Source organism: Streptomyces sp. NPDC036815 (genome assembly GCF_055609205.1).
In genome coordinates this window covers 1,109,180-1,126,880 of the sequence record NZ_JBVJPW010000001.1, presented here as the reverse complement: position 1 = coordinate 1,126,880, position 17,701 = coordinate 1,109,180, and the positions used below count along the sequence as shown (strand labels likewise).

Annotated in this window: 15 protein-coding genes and 1 pseudogene; 5 read left to right on the top strand and 11 right to left on the bottom strand. The window is 72.0% G+C overall.

Going from position 1 to position 17,701, the window contains the following annotated elements; genetic code table 11:
* Window positions 1–146: 146 nt before the first annotated feature.
* The 4 genes from ACZ69I_RS05010 to ACZ69I_RS04995 all read right to left on the bottom strand — a co-directional run bounded on the left by ACZ69I_RS05010 (window position 147) and on the right by ACZ69I_RS04995 (window position 5,151).
* Window positions 147–1,337 carry an MFS transporter gene (locus tag ACZ69I_RS05010; RefSeq protein WP_470830498.1) on the bottom strand — a complete coding sequence of 397 codons (1,191 nt, stop codon included), beginning with the start codon at window positions 1,335–1,337 and terminating at the stop codon, window positions 147–149.
* A gap of 33 nt (window positions 1,338–1,370) precedes the next feature.
* Window positions 1,371–2,093, bottom strand: a complete 723-nt coding sequence (locus ACZ69I_RS05005) for a uracil-DNA glycosylase (protein WP_470830497.1) — start codon at window positions 2,091–2,093, stop codon at window positions 1,371–1,373.
* Between the two features lie 56 nt (window positions 2,094–2,149).
* Entirely contained in the window at window positions 2,150–3,607 is a 1,458-nt protein-coding gene (locus tag ACZ69I_RS05000; protein WP_470830663.1) for a YfcC family protein, read from the bottom strand.
* 122 nt (window positions 3,608–3,729) lie between these two features.
* A complete protein-coding gene (locus tag ACZ69I_RS04995) occupies window positions 3,730–5,151 on the bottom strand; it encodes a M20/M25/M40 family metallo-hydrolase (RefSeq protein ID WP_470830496.1) in 1,422 nt (473 codons plus the stop codon).
* Window positions 5,152–5,467: 316 nt separating this feature from the next.
* On the opposite strand from ACZ69I_RS04995, the gene ACZ69I_RS04990 reads away from it, so the two are divergent.
* Window positions 5,468–5,977, top strand: coding sequence for an RNA-binding S4 domain-containing protein (locus ACZ69I_RS04990; RefSeq protein ID WP_470830495.1), 510 nt, complete (start codon window positions 5,468–5,470; stop codon window positions 5,975–5,977).
* A 174-nt stretch (window positions 5,978–6,151) separates the two neighbouring features.
* Here the strand turns inward: ACZ69I_RS04990 and ACZ69I_RS04985 are convergent, their stop codons facing one another.
* Both ACZ69I_RS04985 and ACZ69I_RS04980 read right to left on the bottom strand, forming a co-directional pair.
* Window positions 6,152–6,856, bottom strand: a complete 705-nt coding sequence (locus tag ACZ69I_RS04985; RefSeq protein ID WP_470830494.1) for a class I SAM-dependent methyltransferase — start codon at window positions 6,854–6,856, stop codon at window positions 6,152–6,154.
* 58 nt (window positions 6,857–6,914) lie between these two features.
* Window positions 6,915–7,901: an acyltransferase domain-containing protein gene (locus tag ACZ69I_RS04980; RefSeq protein WP_470830493.1), complete on the bottom strand. Its 987-nt coding sequence runs from the start codon at window positions 7,899–7,901 to the stop codon at window positions 6,915–6,917.
* A gap of 44 nt (window positions 7,902–7,945) precedes the next feature.
* Between ACZ69I_RS04980 and ACZ69I_RS04975 the strand changes: the two genes are divergently transcribed.
* Complete coding sequence (locus tag ACZ69I_RS04975; protein ID WP_467670711.1) at window positions 7,946–8,206, top strand: DUF6343 family protein; 261 nt, start codon at window positions 7,946–7,948, stop codon at window positions 8,204–8,206.
* Here the strand turns inward: ACZ69I_RS04975 and ACZ69I_RS04970 are convergent.
* The 3 genes from ACZ69I_RS04970 to ACZ69I_RS04960 all read right to left on the bottom strand — a co-directional run bounded on the left by ACZ69I_RS04970 (window position 8,203) and on the right by ACZ69I_RS04960 (window position 10,293).
* On the bottom strand, window positions 8,203–8,586 hold the full coding sequence (locus ACZ69I_RS04970) for a tetratricopeptide repeat protein (RefSeq protein WP_467667975.1): 384 nt from the start codon (window positions 8,584–8,586) through the stop codon (window positions 8,203–8,205). The two genes, ACZ69I_RS04975 and ACZ69I_RS04970, sit on opposite strands and share 4 nt — an antisense overlap.
* Window positions 8,587–8,706: 120 nt before the next feature.
* The gene (gene coaE / locus ACZ69I_RS04965) at window positions 8,707–9,306 is read right to left on the bottom strand and encodes a dephospho-CoA kinase (RefSeq protein WP_470830492.1); all 600 of its coding nucleotides are present in this window, start codon (window positions 9,304–9,306) and stop codon (window positions 8,707–8,709) included.
* Window positions 9,307–9,354: 48 nt separating this feature from the next.
* The gene (locus tag ACZ69I_RS04960; protein WP_467667979.1) at window positions 9,355–10,293 is read right to left on the bottom strand and encodes a PAC2 family protein; all 939 of its coding nucleotides are present in this window, start codon (window positions 10,291–10,293) and stop codon (window positions 9,355–9,357) included.
* Between the two features lie 285 nt (window positions 10,294–10,578).
* Here ACZ69I_RS04960 and ACZ69I_RS04955 point away from each other — a divergent pair.
* Window positions 10,579–11,289: pseudogene (locus ACZ69I_RS04955) on the top strand (right-handed parallel beta-helix repeat-containing protein); the annotation flags it as partial.
* 151 nt (window positions 11,290–11,440) lie between these two features.
* Here the strand turns inward: ACZ69I_RS04955 and rpsA are convergent.
* Window positions 11,441–12,952: a 30S ribosomal protein S1 gene (rpsA, locus tag ACZ69I_RS04950; protein WP_389712672.1), complete on the bottom strand. Its 1,512-nt coding sequence runs from the start codon at window positions 12,950–12,952 to the stop codon at window positions 11,441–11,443.
* 345 nt (window positions 12,953–13,297) lie between these two features.
* Between rpsA and ACZ69I_RS04945 the strand changes: the two genes are divergently transcribed.
* On the top strand, window positions 13,298–14,119 hold the full coding sequence (locus ACZ69I_RS04945; RefSeq protein WP_467667983.1) for a class I SAM-dependent methyltransferase: 822 nt from the start codon (window positions 13,298–13,300) through the stop codon (window positions 14,117–14,119).
* A gap of 4 nt (window positions 14,120–14,123) precedes the next feature.
* The gene (gene hrpB / locus ACZ69I_RS04940) at window positions 14,124–16,688 is read left to right on the top strand and encodes an ATP-dependent helicase HrpB (RefSeq protein WP_470830491.1); all 2,565 of its coding nucleotides are present in this window, start codon (window positions 14,124–14,126) and stop codon (window positions 16,686–16,688) included.
* Here the strand turns inward: hrpB and pgfA are convergent.
* On the bottom strand, window positions 16,685–17,683 hold the full coding sequence (gene pgfA / locus ACZ69I_RS04935) for a cell envelope lipid trafficking protein PgfA (protein ID WP_470830490.1): 999 nt from the start codon (window positions 17,681–17,683) through the stop codon (window positions 16,685–16,687). The genes hrpB and pgfA overlap by 4 nt on opposite strands.
* Between the last annotated feature and the right edge of the window lie 18 nt (window positions 17,684–17,701).

Below are 17,701 nucleotides of genomic sequence, written 5' to 3'. Positions count from 1 at the left end.
CCGGAGGCCGGTCCCCGGCGGGGGCGCGGCGGTTCGCCCGGAAGATCACTCGTACGGCGGCCTCCCGCCTCGTACCAAGATCGCCAAGTGCGCGCCCGCCGACGGGTTTTGACGAGCGGGACGGCGTCGCGCGCACTGCGGCCGGATCAGTCCGCCCTCGCGTTCCGCATCCGCCCGTACGCGTACACGCACCCCGCGAGCGCCAGGTCGGAGAGGAGCATGAAACCGATCGAGTACGAGCCTTTCGCACTGTAGATCGCGCCCATGACCAGCGGCGGTACGAAGCCGCCGAGGCCGCCCACCGCGCCCACGATGCCGGTGACGGAGCCGACCTGCGGCTGTGGGGTGACCTGGGAGACGAGGGCGAAGACACTGCCGCTCGCGGTGCCGAGGCCCGCCGCCATGGCCAGGAAGCAGATGGTGCCCGTCGGGTTCAGCCTCGGGTCGAAGGCCTGCACGACGGCGAAGAGCGCGACCACCGCGAGGGCGATCGTGGTGACCGTCGCCGGGTGGATCCGGTCGGAGAGCCAGCCGCCAACGGGCCGGAAGACGACGGTGACCAGCGCGAAGCCGGCCGCCTTGGTCCCGGCGTCGGTGGGCGAGAGGTCGTACCAGGTCTTCAGGTACGTGGGCAGGTACACGCCGAAGGCGACGATCCCGCCGAAGCCGATCGCGTACAGGGCGGACAGCTCCCAGGTGACGCGCAGCCTGCCCGCCTGCCCGAGCCGGGTGGCGAGGGAGCTGGTGGGCACCGGCCGGTCGGGGCGGTCGGTGATCAGGAAGAACGCGAGCACCGCGAAGGCGGCGAGTGCGACGGCGACGACGATGAACGGCAGGTCCACGCCGTGCTCGGCGATGCGCGGGGTGAAGTAGCCGGAGAGCGCCACACCGCCCATGCCCATCCCGAAGACGCCGAGCGCGAAGCCCCTGCGGGCGGGCGGGAACCAGGAGTTGACCAGCGGGATGCCGATGGCGAACGTCGTGCCGCCGAGGCCGAGCAGGAATCCGACCCCGAGCATCGCGAGGTAGCTGTTCCTGGCCGGGATGATCAGCAGCACCGGGACGATGGTGAGCGCCGAGACCAGCGGGAACATCAGCCGCGCGCCGTAGCGGTCGGTGAGCGCGCCGACCGGTACGCGGCCCAGCGAGCCCACGATCACGGGCACGGCGACCAGCAGGGACTGCTCGAAGGAGCTGAGCCCGAGGCGGTCCTTGAAGTCGCTGCCGAGCGGGGCGACCAGGTCCCAGGCCCAGAACGTGAGCGTGAAGCCGATCGTCGCCACGGCCAGATTGCGGTAGGCGGCGGCGGGCGGCTTGGCTGCGCGGGTCTCGTCCACGACCTCACGCTAGGAATCACCGGCGGGCGCGGCTCACTCTGCTGGGCCGTTCGGGTGCAGCCCCGCCTCGAACGCGGCGGCGCCCAGCACCTCCCGCAGCATCGCGGGCGTCAGCCGTCCCGTGAACGTGTTCCGCTGGCTGACGTGGAAGCAGCCGAAGACGTCGAGCGGCTCCCGGTCCCGGCCGCCCGCCAGGGTCACCCGCGCCCCGTGCCCGAACGCCGGGCGCGGCTTCGGGAGCTGCCAGCCCGCCGCCGCGAAGGCGGGCAGCGCGGCCTGCCAGCCGAAGCCGCCGAGGACGACCACCGCCCGGAGCGTCGGAGCGAGCAGGTTCAGCTCGCTCACCAGCCAGGTGCGGCAGGTGTCGCGTTCGCCGACGGTGGGCTTGTTGTCGGGCGGGGCGCAGTGCACGGGCGAGGTGATGCGGGTGCCGTGGAGAGTGAGGCCGTCGTCGGCGCTCTCGGCGGTGGGCCGGGAGGCGAGCCCCACGTCGTACAGCGCCGGGTAGAGGAACTCGCCGGACCGGTCGCCGGTGAACATCCGCCCCGTGCGGTTCGCGCCGTGCGCGGCGGGCGCGAGGCCGACGATCAGGAGCGCGGCGTCGGGCGGCCCGAAGCCGGGCACGGGCCGCCCCCAGTACTCCCAGTCGGCGAAGGCGGCGCGCTTGGTCCGCGCGACCTCCTCGCGCCACTCGACGAGACGAGGGCAAGCCCGGCAGCCGGTGATCCGCTCGTCCAGTTCGCTCAGGCCATCCATGCCCTCCACCGTACGTACGCGCCCGACCGAACCGCGTCCGGGGCCCAGGGCCCCGCTCAGGTCAGCACGGCCCCCAGCGCCACGAACCCGCAGATGAGCACCGCGAGGACGGCGAGGAGCGGCCACACGAACCGCAGGTACTTGTCGTAACCGACCTTCGCGAGCGCCACGCCGCCGATGGTCACGGCCGTGGTCGGCACCCACAGGTTCATCCAGCCGCTGGCCGCCTGCCAGGCCGTGACGACGACCGCGCGCGAGACGCCCGCGAAGTCGGCGAGCGGCGCGAGGATCGGCATGGCGAGCGTGGCGTGGCCGGAGGTGGAGGGGATCAGGAAGGCGAGCGGCAGGTTCACGAGGAAGACGATGACCGCGAAGAGCCCGGACGACGTGCCCTTCACGATCCCCTCGATGGAGTGGAGCACGGTGTCCGTGATCTTCGAGTTGTTCATGATCGTCGTGACGCCGCGGGCGAGCAGGATGACCAGGGCGGGCGAGACGAAGTCGGCCGCGCCCTGGATGATCGTCGAGCTGAGCCGCTGCTCGCCCATCCGCGCGACCAGACCGACGAGGACGGCCGCGCACAGGAAGAGGGCGGCCAACTGCGGGAAGGACCAGCCCAGTTCGAAACCGTACGGCTTCGCGTCGGCCTTGCCGGTGAGCGCACTGGACCAGGGCACCACCGAGAAGATCATGAAGGCGAAGACCAGTGCCGTGGCGACGAGCACCGCCTTGTGCAGCCCGGTCAGCTCGGGCGCCGCACCGGTCTCGGCGGCCTGCTCGCGGTCCCGGTCGCCGGGCAGGAACCCGGACAGGGAGCGCTCCGGGTCCCTCCGTACGCGCTTGGCGTACCGGATGACGTACGCGACCGTGACGCCCGTCAGCACGATCCACATGGCGAAGCGGAGCACGATGCCGTCGCCGAGCGAGATGTCCGCGGCGGACGAGGCGACGCCCGTCGCGAAGGGGTTCACGGTCGAGCAGAGCACACCGACGCCCGCGCCGAGGATGATCGCGCCGACCGCGGTCATGCGGTCGTAGCCGAGGGCGAGCATCAGCGGCACGATCAGGCCGTAGAAGCCGAGCGTCTCCTCGGCGAAGCCCTCGACCGTGCCGAGCACCGAGAAGACGACCATGACACCGGCGATGAGCAGCGCGCCCCGCTCGCGCAGCCGGTGGGCGAGCCGCCCGATGCCGCGGTCGAGCGCCCCGGTCGCGAAGACGACGGTGATGAAGGCGCCGATGGCGAGCACGAACAGGAACACCCCCGCGCTGCCGTACAGCGAGCCGGCGTTGCCGGGCGCGACCAGCGAGGTCTTCTCGTCCTGGATGCCGTAGAGGCCGTTGACGGGCGACAGGAAGAGGTCGTTGAGGCGGTCGACGAAGGACTGCCCGGAGTCGACGCGGTGGTAGGTGCCCTCGACGGGGGCGCCGGAGCCGTCGAGGTCGTACTGCCCCGAGGGGATGAGGAAGGCGAGCAGCCAGACGGCGACGGTGACGACCGCCAGGACGGTCAGGGCGCTGGGGAAGGTGAACTTGCGCTTTCCCGCGGGGTTTTCGGCCGGGCTCCCGCTGTCGGCGCCGCCTCCGCCGCCCCCGGTGCCGCTGCCCCCGTTCCCCACGGGCGTCTCGGTCGTGCTCACGCGGCACCACCACCCGACGGCTCGGAGTCCGACCGCTCAGAGTGCGGCGAGGCGGAGTCCGACCGCTCAGGGTCCGCCCGCTCGAACCCGTCGGCGTACTCCCGTACGAACGCGCACAGGGCGACGACCGTGTTGCGCAGCTCCGAGAAGAGGACGCGCTCGTTCGGGGCATGCAGATTGCACATGCTGTCCTGCGCCCCGAAGAGCAGCACCTCGGCGCCGGGGGCCGCCTTCGCGAGCCCGTTGACCAGCGGAATGGACCCGCCGGTCGCCACGTACGAGGCGTCCCTCCCCCAGCCCTCCCGCAGCGCGTCGAGCGCGGCACGGTAGGCGGGCCCGCCGGTGGTGGCCTCGAAGCCGGGCCCCGTGTCGCCGGGCGTGACGGCGAGCGGGACCCCGAAGGGCCTGAGCGAACGCAGGTGCTCGACGAGCCTGTCCCGCGCCTCCGCCGGGTCCTGCCGCGGATGGAAACGGAGATTCAACTTGGCCCGGGCGTACGGCACCACGGCGGACGCGGCGTGCTCCACGCTCGGCGCGTCCAGGCCGATGACGGTGATCGCGGGCACGCTCCACAGCCGCTCCCCCAGGCTGCCGCTGCCGACGAGCGGCACCCCGTCGCGCACACCGGCGAGGGAGCGGAACTCCTCCTCGGTGTACGACGTGCCGTCCCACTCCTCGCGCCTGAGACCCTCGACGGCGACGTCCCCGTGGACGTCGTGCAGGGTGGCAAGAGCCTTGAGCAGGACGAGCAGCGCGTCGGGCGCGGCCCCGCCGAACTCCCCGCTGTGGCGCGGCTCGTCGAGGGTGCGCACCTCGACCGTCACCTCCGCGGCGCCGCGCAGGCCGGTGGTGAGGGTGGGGGTGCCGGGACGCAGGTTGCCGAGGTCGGCGATGACCATGGCGTCGCAGGCGAACCGCTCCGGGTCGGTGGGCGGATGGCCGTCGAAGGCGCTGCCGTACTCCTCCTGCCCCTCGATGACGATCTTGATCCCGACCGGCGGCCGTCCCTCGAAGGCCCGCACCATTCCGAGGTGCGCGATGACGTTGGACTTGTCGTCGGCGATGCCGCGGGCGCGCAGGCCGCCCTCGACGGGCGTCGGCTCGAAGGGCGGGGACTTCCAGAGGGACGCGTCGCCGGGCGGCTGCACGTCGTAGTGGCCGTAGAGCAGGACGGTCGGCGCGTCCGGCGAGGGCGGTGGGATCTCGCCGTAGACCACCGGCGCGGTGTCGGGCAGGTCGAGCCGCTCGACGTGCGGCACCCCGGCGTCGCGCAACAGCCCGGCGAGCAGGTCGTGGGCCTCCTCCACCGGTTCGGCGGGGAACCCAGGGAAGGCGATCGAGGGGATCGCGGCGAGCCGTTCCAGGTCGGCGCGGAGTCCGTCCATCAGAGCGTCGACGGTGGCTTCGAAAGACGTCATGGGCAGCACTCCTGGGAGTCGCGTGTCATGTCCTCATGTCCGGACCGTTTTGATGTGATCGGTCCGAATTATCGGCGCCCCGGGTTGGCGGTTTCCGGACGGCTCGCCGGGAGGCGGGGGTGCCGCGTCGAAGCCGGACTAAGAGCCTGTGTCATATCCCCGGTCGGATCAGCGGGCGGCGTCTGGTGCGTGCGATCGCAAGGCGCCGGGAAGTCCTTGTAGCGGAGCTACTAGGGCTTTTCGGCAACGCGGCGAGCGTGCGTGCCAGACGCCGCCCGCCCGGCCGGGGATATGACACAGGCTCTAAGGTCGATGTATGGCTTCGGAGACTTCAGGGGATGGTGGAACGGGCCGCACGTCGGACACCGCGCCGCCGGAAACCCCGCCGGTGGACAAGGGAACGGCGGGCTCCGGCCCCGCGGGACCCGGCCCGGCGGGTGGTGGCCCGGCGGGTGGCGGCTCGGTGCGCGTCGACAGCTGGATCTGGTCGGTCCGCCTCGCCAAGACCCGCTCGGCGGGGTCCGCGGCGTGCAAGGGCGGCCACGTCAGGGTCAACGGCGACCGCGTCAAGCCCGCGCACGGCGTGCACGTGGGCGACGAGGTGCGGGTCCGCCAGCCGGGCGGCCGGGAGCGCGTCGTCATCGTGAAGCGCCTCATCCGCAAGCGCGTCGGCGCACCGGTCGCGGTCGAGTGTTACGTGGACAACTCGCCGCCGCCCCCGCCCCGCGAGGCCGTCGCCCCCGCGGGCATCCGCGACCGGGGCACCGGCCGCCCCACGAAACGGGACCGCCGCGAGATGGAGCGTCTGCGGGGTGCGGAGGGCTAGAGCCCCGCCTGCACGGAACCCGGCGGGTTCGCGGGATACCGAGAAGCCTCAGCAACACGCCCTGGCAGAAGGCGTGTTGCTGAGGCTCCTCCGCTGTCGGCGGCCGACCGGTCCCGTCCGACTGCCCGACTGCCCGGCCGGGCGACCCGCACCTCGTCGCCCCCGTGCACGCCGTCAGCCCACCGGCACGGCCCGCACCCAGATCCCGTCGTCCGTGAGGTACTCGTCGACCTTCAGGCCCGCTTCGGCGAGGGCGTCCTCGAACTGCTCCGTGGTGAGCGGCCGGGCCCGGAAGGTCTGGGTCCAGGTGGCGTCGGGGAACACGTACTCCGCGCGCACCTCGTTCACACCGTCGCCGACCGGCGTCGCCGACACGATCCGGACCGTATAGCCGGCCGGGTCGACACGCTCCCTCGGCAGGTTCATGTGGTAGTCCGCGCCCTCCCGCTGGATCAGCACACAGCCGCCGTCCGTGACGTGCTTCCGGCAGGCCCGCAGCATGCCGCGCCGGACCGCCGCGTCGCCGGTGTGCACGAGGAACGACGCGAGCATCACCACGGAGAACTTCTCGTCCAGGTCGAGCTTCTCGATGGGGCTCCGCACCCTGCGCACCCCGCCGTCGAGCGCGGCGACCTTCTCCAGCATCTCCGGGGACTCGTCCACTGCGGTGACCCGGAAGCCCCTCTCGAGGAGCGGACGCGTCACCCGGCCCGCACCGCAGCCCAGTTCCAGGATGTGCGCCCCGGCCGGTACGGCGCCCTCGATGATGTCCGGCTCGTCCCCGACGGACAGGCGCGTGTACAGCTCGACCGCGCAGCCGTCCGGCGTGATCGCGCCGGGCCCCGTCCCCTCGTATCCCCCACGCATCTCCAGGCTCATGCCCCGCCCAACGAAGCGCGCTCCGACGCCGTTCCCGCCGCCCGCCCGGCCCCGCCGCCTACAGCGGGAACCAGCCATGCCCGCCGTACCAGTGGCCGCCCGCCCGCAAATGGTCGCCCACAGCCCTCTCCACCCTGGTCCGCCTGGGCAGTTCGGATACGGGAAGATCGCGGGAGCCGAAGACGAAGGCGACGGGGTCGCCGTCCTCCGGCCTTCGCACATAACCCTCCGCGAGACGGAATCGCTCCTGGAAGCGGACGATGTTCGAGTCCGCGGGCAGCCGGTCCCTCAGCTGCGGATCGAGCAGCCAGGAGTGGCAGACGGCTGTCTCATATCGTTCCTCGGGGAAGTGCCGCGCGAAGAACTCCCGCGCCAGGGCGAGGGACCGCTCGCAGGCCGCCGGCGTCAACGGCCCCCCGAAGCCGGTGATGTGGAGGTTCAGGCAGGGATCCCCCGGCCCCGCCGCGTGCCCGGCCGCACGCGTCGCGCCGCCCATGCGCGCGCCGAGCACGGCACGCTGGAACTGCAGCCGCCCCAACTGGTAGAGCTCGCCCCGGAAGTGCAGGCCGGGCCACTCCGGTACGACGAGGCCGCAGCTTCCGTACGCCCTGCGGTGCACCGCCATGTGGCGGCCGAGGTCGGCGAGGGTGCGGCGCGAGACGTCGTCGGGGATGCCGCGGCCGCGGTGGTACGCGCGCACGTGCGGCAGCGCCGCCACGTACACGTACACGAAGAAGCAGCGGCCGAGCTCGCCCCACGCCTCGGGCAGTACGGGGGCCCGGCCCCCGCCGCCGACGGTTCCCAGACCGCGCACGACGGCGTCCACGCAGCGGTCGAGCAGCCACCGGGCCTCCGCGTCGGCCCACAGCCGCTCGCGCAGCGCCACGAGGGCGTTGATGTCCTCGTGCGGCACGGCGAGGTCGAGCAGCACCTCGGGAAGCCCGTCGGTGTCCGGCAACACCGCCCCGGCCGCCGGCTCCCCGGCGTCCTCCAGTTCCCTGAGCCATGCGGCGAGCCCGGCGTCGCCCCTGAGCGCTTCCAGCACGTTGCCACCCTCTTTATCCTGAAGGGAGGAGATGACCTCTCATGATGCGTACAGGCAGTGAACCGCTGACCGCGCGCAGTCCACTGCGCATGCGCTTCTGGTTCAGCGTGTGGGGCCTGGTCTGGGCGGCCTTCGGCACCGCCGCCTTCGCGCTCGTCGGGCGGGCGGGGTGGGCGGCGGCGTGCGGGGTGCTGCTCCTGGTGGTCGCCGCCGACCTCGCGTGGGTCGTCCACCGGCTGCACCAGGGCCCGCACTACCAGCCGGGCAAGGACGTCCCGCCGTACGAGCCGCCGGGCGCCCGCTAGCCGGCGGCCTGTCCGTCCTCGCCGTCGAACCGGGCCGCCGCCAGATACTCCGGCTGCGGGTCCAGAGCGGCCGCGAGGCGGAAGTGACGGCGCGCCTGCTCGGGCTTGGCGGCGCGCTCATAGGTGCGGGCGAGCGCGAAGTGCGCGAAGGCGTTGTCCGGCTCGCGCTCCAGGACGATGCTGAACTCCAGCTCGGCGGCGCGCAGTTGCGCGGCGGCGAAGAAGGCACGCGCCCGCAGCAGGCGGGCGGCCGTGTTCTCGGGGTGGGCCGCGATAACGGTGTCGAGCAGCTTCACCGCGCCCCGCGGATCCCGCGCGGCGAGGAGCTGCTCCGCCGCACGGAAATCGATGACATGAGTCTCCGGACTGCTTTCGGGCACACCGGACTCCTTCCCTCGCTCACCCGCCTCAACGCCCGCCACGCCCCCACCTATTCCGGACCCTCACGGGGAACGGAACCCGTACAGGGAAAACCCTCATGGGGCGAACACGTGCACCGCCTAAGCACGCGCCCTGCGCGCGAGTTCCGCCCAGACCTCGCCGACGCGCTCCGCGAGGCCGTCCAGCGGGCCGTCGTTGTCGATCACGATGTCCGCGATCTCCAGGCGCTTCTCGCGGGTGGCCTGCGCGGCCATCCGCGCGCGGGCGTCCTCCTCGCGCATGCCGCGCAGCCGCACCAGGCGGTCCAGCTGGGTCTCGGGGCTCGCGTCGACGACGACGACGAGGTCGTACAGCGGCGCGAGGCCGTTCTCGGCGAGCAGCGGCACGTCGTGGACGACGACGGCGTCGTGGGGCGCGGCCTCCTCCAGCTCGGCGGAGCGGGCGCCGACCAGGGGATGCACGATCGAGTTCAGAGCGGCCAGCTTCTCGGCGTCGGCGAAGACGACCGCGCCGAGAGCGGGCCGGTCGAGGGAGCCGTCCGGCGCCAGGATCTCCGGCCCGAAGGCCTCGACGACGGCCCCGAGGCCGGGAGTTCCCGGCTCCACCACCTCACGCGCGATCTTGTCCGCGTCGATCAGGACGGCACCGGACGCGACGAGCAGCCGCGAGACTTCACTCTTGCCGGCGCCGATTCCGCCGGTCAGGCCCACCTTCAGCATGACCGGCAGCTTAGGGCCTGCCCGGCGGGGCCAGGCACGGCCCCGGCGTTACGCGTCGCCCTCCCGCTCGGCGAGGAAGCGCTCGAAGTCGCGGCCGATCTCGTCGGCGGACGGGATGTCCACCGGCTCGGCGAGCATGTTGCCCCGGTCCTGGGCGCCGGCCGCCGCGTCGTACTGGTGCTCCAGGCCCTGGACCAGCGCGACCAGCTCCTCGTCGCCCTCCTGGATCTGCCGGTCGATCTCGGTCTGGGTGCGGTGTGCCTCGGTGCGCAGGCCGTGCGCGACGCTCGGCAGCACCAGGCCGGTGGCGGCGGTGATCGCCTCGAGGACCGTGAGGGCCGCGTCCGGGTAGGCGGAGCGCGCGATGTAGTGCGGCACGTGCGCGGCCACGCCGAGGACGTCGTGCCCGGCCTCCAGGAGGCGGTACTCCACCAGGGAGGCGGCGCTGCCGGGCACCTGCGCCTCGTCGAAGGGGCTGCGGTGGCCGGGGACGAGGTCGGTGCGGTTGCCGTGCGGCGTGAGGCCCACGGGGCGGGTGTGCGGAACGCCCATGGGGATGCCGTGGAAGTTCACCGACAGGCGCACGCCGAGGCGCTCCACGATCTGCTGGACGGCCGCGGCGAAGCGCTCCCACTCGACGTCGGGCTCGGGCCCGGAGAGCAGCAGAAAGGGCGCGCCGGTGGCGTCCTGGAGGAGGCGGACGTCGAGCGTCGGCACCTCGTAGTCGCTCCATCGGTCGCGCCGGAAGGTGAGCAGCGGGCGGCGGGCGCGGTAGTCGACGAGCCGGTCGTGGTCGAATCTCGCCACCACCTGCCCGGGAAGGCCGTCCGTGAGCCGCTCGACGATCTGGTCGCCGGTTTCGCCCGCGTCGATGTATCCGTCGAAGTGGTAGAGCATGACCAGTCCGGCCGACTCCTGGGCGAGCGCCATGTCGACCACGGCGAGGCCCTTCGGCTCCCATGCGTACAAACCCTGCGGATCAAGCACTGTGACCGCTCCTCCTCGTGTTCGTAGGGAAGAACGCGCGCGGGGACATATGCATTCCCGGCCACGCCTCCCCGACGACGACTCCTCGCCGCTCACCGGCGCGCTCGGGCCCCCGCTGTTCGTATGCGTGAACACCCGCAAAGGGACGCCGAGTTGATGGCGCTCCTGAGTGGTGACACCCACTCAGGGGCCGATCAGGCCCGCCCGATCCCCACCTTGACGCGCACATGACCCGGCCGTACGTTCGTGTGCGCACCCAAAGTTCATGTACAGGAACTCCATGTGCAGGCGGTGCTCAAGGCCGGCGGCGGCTACGGCCTGCACCTCAACGGCGCCGCCTACTGGACGGTGCAGGGCCTCACCGTCACCGGCGGCCAGAAGGGCATCATGATCGACTCCGCGCGGGGCGTCGTCGTGGACACCGTCACGGTCCACGGCCTCGACATGGAGGGCGTCCACTTCCGCACGTCGAGCAGGGACGGCGTGATCAGGAACTCGCGGATCTACGACACCGGGAACGACGACCGCGGCATGGGAGAGGGCGTCTACGTGGGCACCGCCAACACGCTCTCCGACAAGAGCGACAACGTGCAGATCCTCAGCAACACCATCGGCCCGGACGTCGGCGGCGAGGCGATCGACCTCAAGGAGGGCACCACGGGCGGCAAGGTCTCCGGCAACACCTTCGACGGCAAGGGCCTGACCGGCAACCACTTCGACGACTCGTGGATCGACGTGAAGGGCAACGACTACGTCATCGAGAACAACACCGGCAAGAACACCCTGAACAACGGCTACGAGACCCACAGCCAGCAGTCCGGCTGGGGCTGCGGCACGGTCTTCCGCGGCAACAAGTCGACCCTGACGGGCGCGACGGGCGACAGACAGCTCGCGATCAACGTGACGAACCACAGCTCCAGCTGCAGGACCACGGTCCACGCCAGCAACACGGTGACGGGCGGCAAGGGCCTGACGAACATAGAGGTGACGCCATAAGGCGACGTCCCGAAGGGACGAGCTGTCAGGGGCGCGGGGAACTGCGCGACCAGCCTCCACCGAACCCGCGCCCAAAAACAAAGAAGCGGGCCCGTACCTCCGAAGAGGTGCGGGCCCGCATCGTTCAGCTACAACCGCCTGGAGGCGAGATTCAGCTCTGGCCACCCGCGAGCTTCTCGCGAAGCGCGGCAAGCGCCTCGTCCGAAGCCAGGGCGCCGGAGTTGTCGTCCGACTCCGAGGAGTACGAACCGCCGCCGCCACCGCTGGACGCGGCCGGAGCGGCGCCGGCCGGAGCCGCCGCACCCTCGGCCTCGGCCTGGGCGTCGGCCTCGCGGGACTTGATGACCTGGGCCTGGTGCTGCTCGAAGCGCTGCTGCGCCTCGGCGTACTGGCCCTCCCAAGCCTCGCGCTGGGTCTCGAAGCCCTCGAGCCAGTCGTTGGTCTCGGGGTCGAAGCCCTCGGGGTAGATGTAGTTGCCCTGGTCGTCGTAGGACGCGGCCATGCCGTACAGGGTCGGGTCGAACTCGACGGCCGACGGGTCGGCGCCGAAGGACTCGTTGGCCTGCTTCAGGGACAGCGAGATCCGGCGACGCTCAAGGTCGATGTCGATGACCTTGACGAAGATCTCGTCGTTGACCTGGACGACCTGCTCCGGGATCTCCACGTGGCGCTCGGCCAGCTCGGAGATGTGGACCAGGCCCTCGATGCCCTCGTCGACGCGCACGAACGCACCGAACGGAACGAGCTTGGTGACCTTACCGGGAACAACCTGCCCGATCTGGTGCGTGCGGGCGAACTGCTGCCACGGGTCTTCCTGCGTCGCCTTGAGCGACAGGGAGACACGCTCGCGGTCCATGTCCACGTCGAGGACCTCGACGGTGACTTCCTGGCCGACCTCGACAACCTCGGAGGGGTGGTCGATGTGCTTCCAGGAAAGCTCGGACACGTGGACGAGACCGTCGACGCCACCGAGGTCCACGAACGCACCGAAGTTGACGATCGAGGAAACGACGCCGGAGCGGACCTGGCCCTTCTGCAGGGTCGTGAGGAAGGTCTGGCGGACCTCGCTCTGGGTCTGCTCGAGCCAGGCACGGCGGGACAGGACCACGTTGTTGCGGTTCTTGTCCAGCTCGATGATCTTGGCCTCGAGCTCCTTGCCCACGTAGGGCTGAAGGTCGCGGACGCGGCGCATCTCGACGAGGGAGGCCGGAAGGAAGCCACGGAGGCCGATGTCGAGGATGAGTCCACCCTTGACGACCTCGATGACGGTACCGGTGACGATGCCGTCTTCTTCCTTGATCTTCTCGATCGTGCCCCAGGCACGCTCGTACTGAGCGCGCTTCTTGGACAGGATCAGACGGCCTTCCTTGTCCTCCTTCTGGAGAACCAGGGCCTCGATCTCGTCGCCGACCTTGACGACCTCGTTCGGGTCGACGTCGTGCTTGATCGAGAGCTCGCGGCTCGGGATGACGCCTTCGGTCTTGTAACCGATGTCGAGCAGGACCTCGTCCCGGTCGACCTTCACGATGACGCCGTCGACGATGTCGCCGTCGTTGAAGTACTTGATCGTCTCGTCGATCGCGGCGAGGAAGGCTTCCTCGTTACCGATGTCGTTGACCGCTACCTGCGGCGTGGTGGCGGTGGTCTCGGTGCTGCTCGTCATGTGGGAAAGGGCTCCGGTACGGACATTGAAGTCGTAGGTACTGCAACGCCGGAGCCGATTTCGCACTCTGCAGAAGCCGGACAGCCTAGGAAGCGCGGCTCCCGTGAAACGGAAGGCGCCTCGACAACCGAGGGGACATACAACAGACGCGAGCGCAGCCTGCTATGTCTGAGGAGCGCAGGCTCGCAGCGCAACTTGTAGCATACGGGGGCAGCCGGACAGGGTCAATGCGCGAAGGCGCACACCCGGGGCGGATCGCCGCATACCCGGCACAAAACCTGTCGCATGAGGCCACACGGGCCGCATCACGCCCCCTCACGACGGGTTCCGACGAAGAGAACGACGATGGAGCCGATCATCCAAGAGTCCGAGCTGCCCGAGCCCGAGGCCACCAGGCGTGCCGCCGACGTGACGGAGAGCAGTCGCGCGAACCGCACCTGGTGGGACCGGAACGCCGACGAGTACCAGATCGAGCATGGCACGTTCCTCGGGGACGACCGCTTCGTGTGGGGTCCCGAGGGGCTCGACGAGGTGGAGGCGGAACTCCTCGGTCCGCCCGAGGAGCTGAAAGACAAGGACGTCCTGGAGATCGGCGCCGGTGCCGCGCAGTGCTCGCGCTGGCTCCTTTCGCAGGGCGCGCGGCCCGTGGCGCTCGACCTCTCCCACCGTCAGCTCCAGCACGCACTGCGCATCGGCGGGAACGTACCCCTGGTGCAGGCCGACGCGGGAGTGCTGCCCTTCAAGGACGGCGCCTTCGACCTCGTCTGCTCCGCCTACGGCGTGATGCCCTTCGTCGCCGACCCCGTCCTCGTCCTGAAGGAGGTGCGGCGCGTGCTGCGCCCCGGCGGCCGGTTCGTCTTCTCCGCGACGCACCCCGTCCGCTGGGCGTTCCCGGACGAGCCGGGTCCGGAGGGCCTCTCCGTGGCGGCCTCCTACTTCGACCGCACTCCTTATGTGGAGCAGGACGAACAGGGCAACGCGGTGTACGTGGAGCACCACCGGACGATCGGTGACCGGGTGCGCGACATCGTGGCGGGCGGCTTCCGGCTCGTCGACATCGTGGAGCCGGAGTGGCCCGCCTGGAACACCCAGGAGTGGGGCGGCTGGTCCCCGCTGCGCGGAAACCTGATCCCCGGGACGGCGATCTACGTGTGCGTACGAGACTGAGCAGGTGACCGGTCTCCGTAACGACGCCCTGGACCTGCCCGTACGCGACGCGCTGCCCGCCCTCCTGACCGCTCTGGAGGGGCCGGGCAGCGCCGTGCTGTGCGCCCCGCCCGGGACCGGCAAGACGACGCTGGTGCCGCTGGCCCTCGCGGGCCTCCTCGACGGCGCGCGGGACGGCACACCCGACGGTGTACGGCGCGTCGTCGTCGCCGAGCCGCGCCGGATCGCCGCACGGGCCGCCGCGCGGCGCATGGCGTGGCTGCTCGGCGAGAAGGTGGGCGACAGCGTCGGCTACACGGTGCGCGGGGAGCGCGTGGTGGGGCCGCGCACGCGTGTGGAGGTCGTCACCACGGGTGTCCTGCTGCAGCGGCTGCAGCGCGACCAGGAGCTGGCGGGCGTCGACGTGGTCATCCTCGACGAGTGCCACGAACGGCATCTGGACGCGGACACCGTGGCGGCGTTCCTGGTGGACGTGCGGGCGGCGCTGCGGCCGGAGCTGCGCCTCGTCGCGGCGTCCGCGACGACCGACGCCGAGGGGTGGGCGCGGATCCTCGGGGGCGCGCCCGTGGTCGAGGCGCACGGCACCGCCCATCCCGTGGAGGTGGTGTGGGCGCCGCCCGCGCGCGGGGTGCGGCCGCCGCACGGCATGCGGGTGGACCCCGCGCTGCTGACCCATGTGGCCTCGGTGATCCGGCGGGCGCTCGCCGAGCGCGCGGGCGACGTCCTGTGCTTCCTTCCCGGGGTCGGCGAGATCGCGCGGGTGGCCGGGCAGTTGACGGGGCTCGACGGCGTGGAGGTCCTGCAGGTGCACGGGCGGGCACCGGCCGCGGTGCAGGACGCGGTGCTCGCCGGGTCGGAGGGCCGGCGGGTGGTGCTTGCCACGTCCGTGGCCGAGTCGTCCCTGACGGTGCCCGGGGTGCGGGTCGTCGTGGACTCGGGCCTCGCGCGGGAGCCGCGGGTCGACCACGCCCGGGGGCTGAGCGCGCTGACGACCGTACGGGCCTCGCAGGCGGCGGGCAGGCAGCGGGCGGGGCGGGCCGGGCGCGAGGCGCCGGGGGCCGTGTACCGGTGCTGGGCGGAGGCGGAGGACGGGCGCCTGCCGCGCTTTCCCGCGCCGGAGATCAAGGTGGCCGACCTCGCCGCGTTCGCCCTGCAGACGGCGTGCTGGGGCGATCCCGACGCCACCGGGCTCGCCCTCCTCGATCCCCCGCCGGGCGGCGCCATGGCGGCGGCGCGGGACGTCCTCGTGGCGGTCGGGGCGGTGGAGGCGGGCAGCGGTCGCGCCACGGAGCGGGGGACGCGGATGTCGCGGGTGGGTCTGCACCCCCGCCTGGCCCGCGCCCTCCTCGACGCGGCACCGCGCGTCGGCACCCGGCGGGCGGCGGAGGCGGTGGCCCTGCTGAGCGAGGAGCCGCCGCGCGCGTACGGGGACGACCTCGCGGGGGCCTGGCGGGCGGCCCGGCGAGGAGCGGACGGCTATGCGGCGCGGTGGCGGACCGAGGCCCGGCGCCTCGCCTCGGCGGCGCCCGGCGGCCCCTCCGAGAGCGGCCCCTCCGAGAAGGGCGGCGGCAGCGACGAGTACGTCGCCGGTCTCGTGGCCGCGCTGGCCTTTCCCGAGCGGGTGGCCCGGAGCGTGGGCGACGGGGCGTACCTCATGGCGGGCGGGACCCGCGCCGAGGTGCGGCAGGGGTCCGCGCTCTCCGGGGTCCGGTGGATCGCCGTGGCCGTGGCCGACCGGCCGGTGGGCGCGGGCCACGCGCGCGTGCTGCTCGCCGGGCACATCGACGAGTACGTCGCACGGGACGCCGCGGCCCCGCTGCGCTCCGAGGGCGACGAGGTGGCCTGGGGCGGCGGCGAGCTCGTGGCACGGCACGTGGAACGGCTGGGCGCCGTGGAACTGGCCGTGCGCCCGCTGAAGGACCCCGATGCCCGGCTGGTGCGGGAGGCGCTGCTCACGGGGCTGCGGGAGGAGGGGACGGGACTGCTGAAGTGGTCCCGGGGCGCACGGGAGCTGCGGGAGCGGCTCGCGTTCCTGCACCGGCACCTCGGGGCGCCCTGGCCCGACGTGTCCGAGGACGCCCTGCACGCGCGCGTGGAGGAGTGGCTGGAGCCCGAGCTCTCCCGGGCCCGGCGACGGGCCGACCTGGCGGGGATCGACGCCGGGCAGGGCCTGGCGCGGCTGCTGCCGTGGGCGACGGGTGAGGCCGCCCGCCTCGACGAGCTCGCCCCGGAGCGCCTGGAGGTACCGAGCGGGTCCAGGATCCGGATCGACTACTCCGACCCCGGACAGCCGGTGCTCGCCGTCAAGTTGCAGGAGATGTTCGGGCTCGCCGAGACTCCGGCGATCGCGGGCGGCTCCGTGCCGGTGGTCGTGCATCTCCTGTCACCGGCGGGCCGGCCGGCCGCCGTCACCGCCGACCTCGCCTCCTTCTGGCGGTCCGGCTACCGCGCGGTCCGCGCCGACCTGCGCGGCCGCTACCCCAAGCACCCGTGGCCGGAGGACCCCGCGACGGCCGAGCCGACCCGGTACACGAAGGCCCGGCAGGCGAGCCGGAACGCGGGGGCCTAGGCGTTGACCGGCTCCGGTTCGGGGTCGTTCTGCGCGGCCGGTGCCGGGTCGCCCGGCCTGCGGCCACGGGCCTCCAGCCAGAGCGAGAGGGCCAGCAGGAGGATGCCGAGGGCGAGGAAGCCCCAGGGCAGGTACGAGGTGAGCAGGAGGACCAGGACACGCTGGGACTTGACCAGGTCGACGGTGTCCTGGATGTAGTCCTCGCGCATCTTCACGTGCCCGGCGAAGACCGTGACCTTGTCGCGGTCGCCCAGGAGGGTGCCGCCGCGCAGTTCGTTCTTCTGGATCTCCTCTCCGTAGACGGGTGCTCCGGTGGTCGGGTCGACCCAGAACTTGCGGACGGTGGTGTACCAGCGGGTCGTTCCGGTCTCGGCGAGGGACTGGGCGGTGATGCCCTTGACCGGCATCGTCTTGGGGAAGGGGACCTTGGTCCAGGGGATGGTCTGCTCGAAGTAGTAGACCTTCAGGCCGCGGAAGTCCTGGGTGCCCTTGTAGTGGATGGGCCGGGTGATGCGGGCCTGCGCGTCGAAGTACTCGTAGTCGCGCTTCTCGGTGAGGAAGGGCCACTTGAACTCGATGCCCTCGCGCTTGACCGGGTCTCCGTCGACCATCTCGCCGGTGGCGTGCACCGGTTCCTGGCTGTGCGCGTCGAAGACGTAGCGCTCGGGGATCTTGGAGACCATCTTGCCCTTGTCGTCCTGGACGTAGGAGAGGGCGTCCCAGACCACGACGTCGCGGTCCGCGCTCTTCTCGATCCTCTCGGAGGCCTCGACGTTGCCCTTGAGGGTCTGCACGATGGTGACCTTGTCGATCTTCTTGGCCTTCATGGTGCCGTAGTCGATGAGCGTCGGGTTGTCCGCCTCCAGGACCGCCTCCTGGTACTGGCTCGGTGGGATCTTCGCGAGCCGGGGGAAGGCGTACCAGCGCATGAGCGGGGACATGGCCGTGCAGAACACGGCGATGGCGAGCAGGACGAGGCTGGCCTTGCGGCGCATCGCGGCGGCCCTCCCTAC

Coding starts and splice junctions, on each gene's coding strand:
- ACZ69I_RS05005 (WP_470830497.1), bottom strand. CDS start 2,093: ATGGATGGCCTGAGCGAACTGGACGAGCGGATCACCGGCTGCCGGGCT.
- ACZ69I_RS04995 (WP_470830496.1), bottom strand. CDS start 5,151: ATGACGTCTTTCGAAGCCACCGTCGACGCTCTGATGGACGGACTCCGC.
- ACZ69I_RS04990 (WP_470830495.1), top strand. CDS start 5,468: ATGGCTTCGGAGACTTCAGGGGATGGTGGAACGGGCCGCACGTCGGAC.
- ACZ69I_RS04985 (WP_470830494.1), bottom strand. CDS start 6,856: ATGAGCCTGGAGATGCGTGGGGGATACGAGGGGACGGGGCCCGGCGCG.
- ACZ69I_RS04975 (WP_467670711.1), top strand. CDS start 7,946: ATGCGTACAGGCAGTGAACCGCTGACCGCGCGCAGTCCACTGCGCATG.
- coaE (WP_470830492.1), bottom strand. CDS start 9,306: ATGCTGAAGGTGGGCCTGACCGGCGGAATCGGCGCCGGCAAGAGTGAA.
- rpsA (WP_389712672.1), bottom strand. CDS start 12,952: ATGACGAGCAGCACCGAGACCACCGCCACCACGCCGCAGGTAGCGGTC.
- ACZ69I_RS04945 (WP_467667983.1), top strand. CDS start 13,298: ATGGAGCCGATCATCCAAGAGTCCGAGCTGCCCGAGCCCGAGGCCACC.
- pgfA (WP_470830490.1), bottom strand. CDS start 17,683: ATGCGCCGCAAGGCCAGCCTCGTCCTGCTCGCCATCGCCGTGTTCTGC.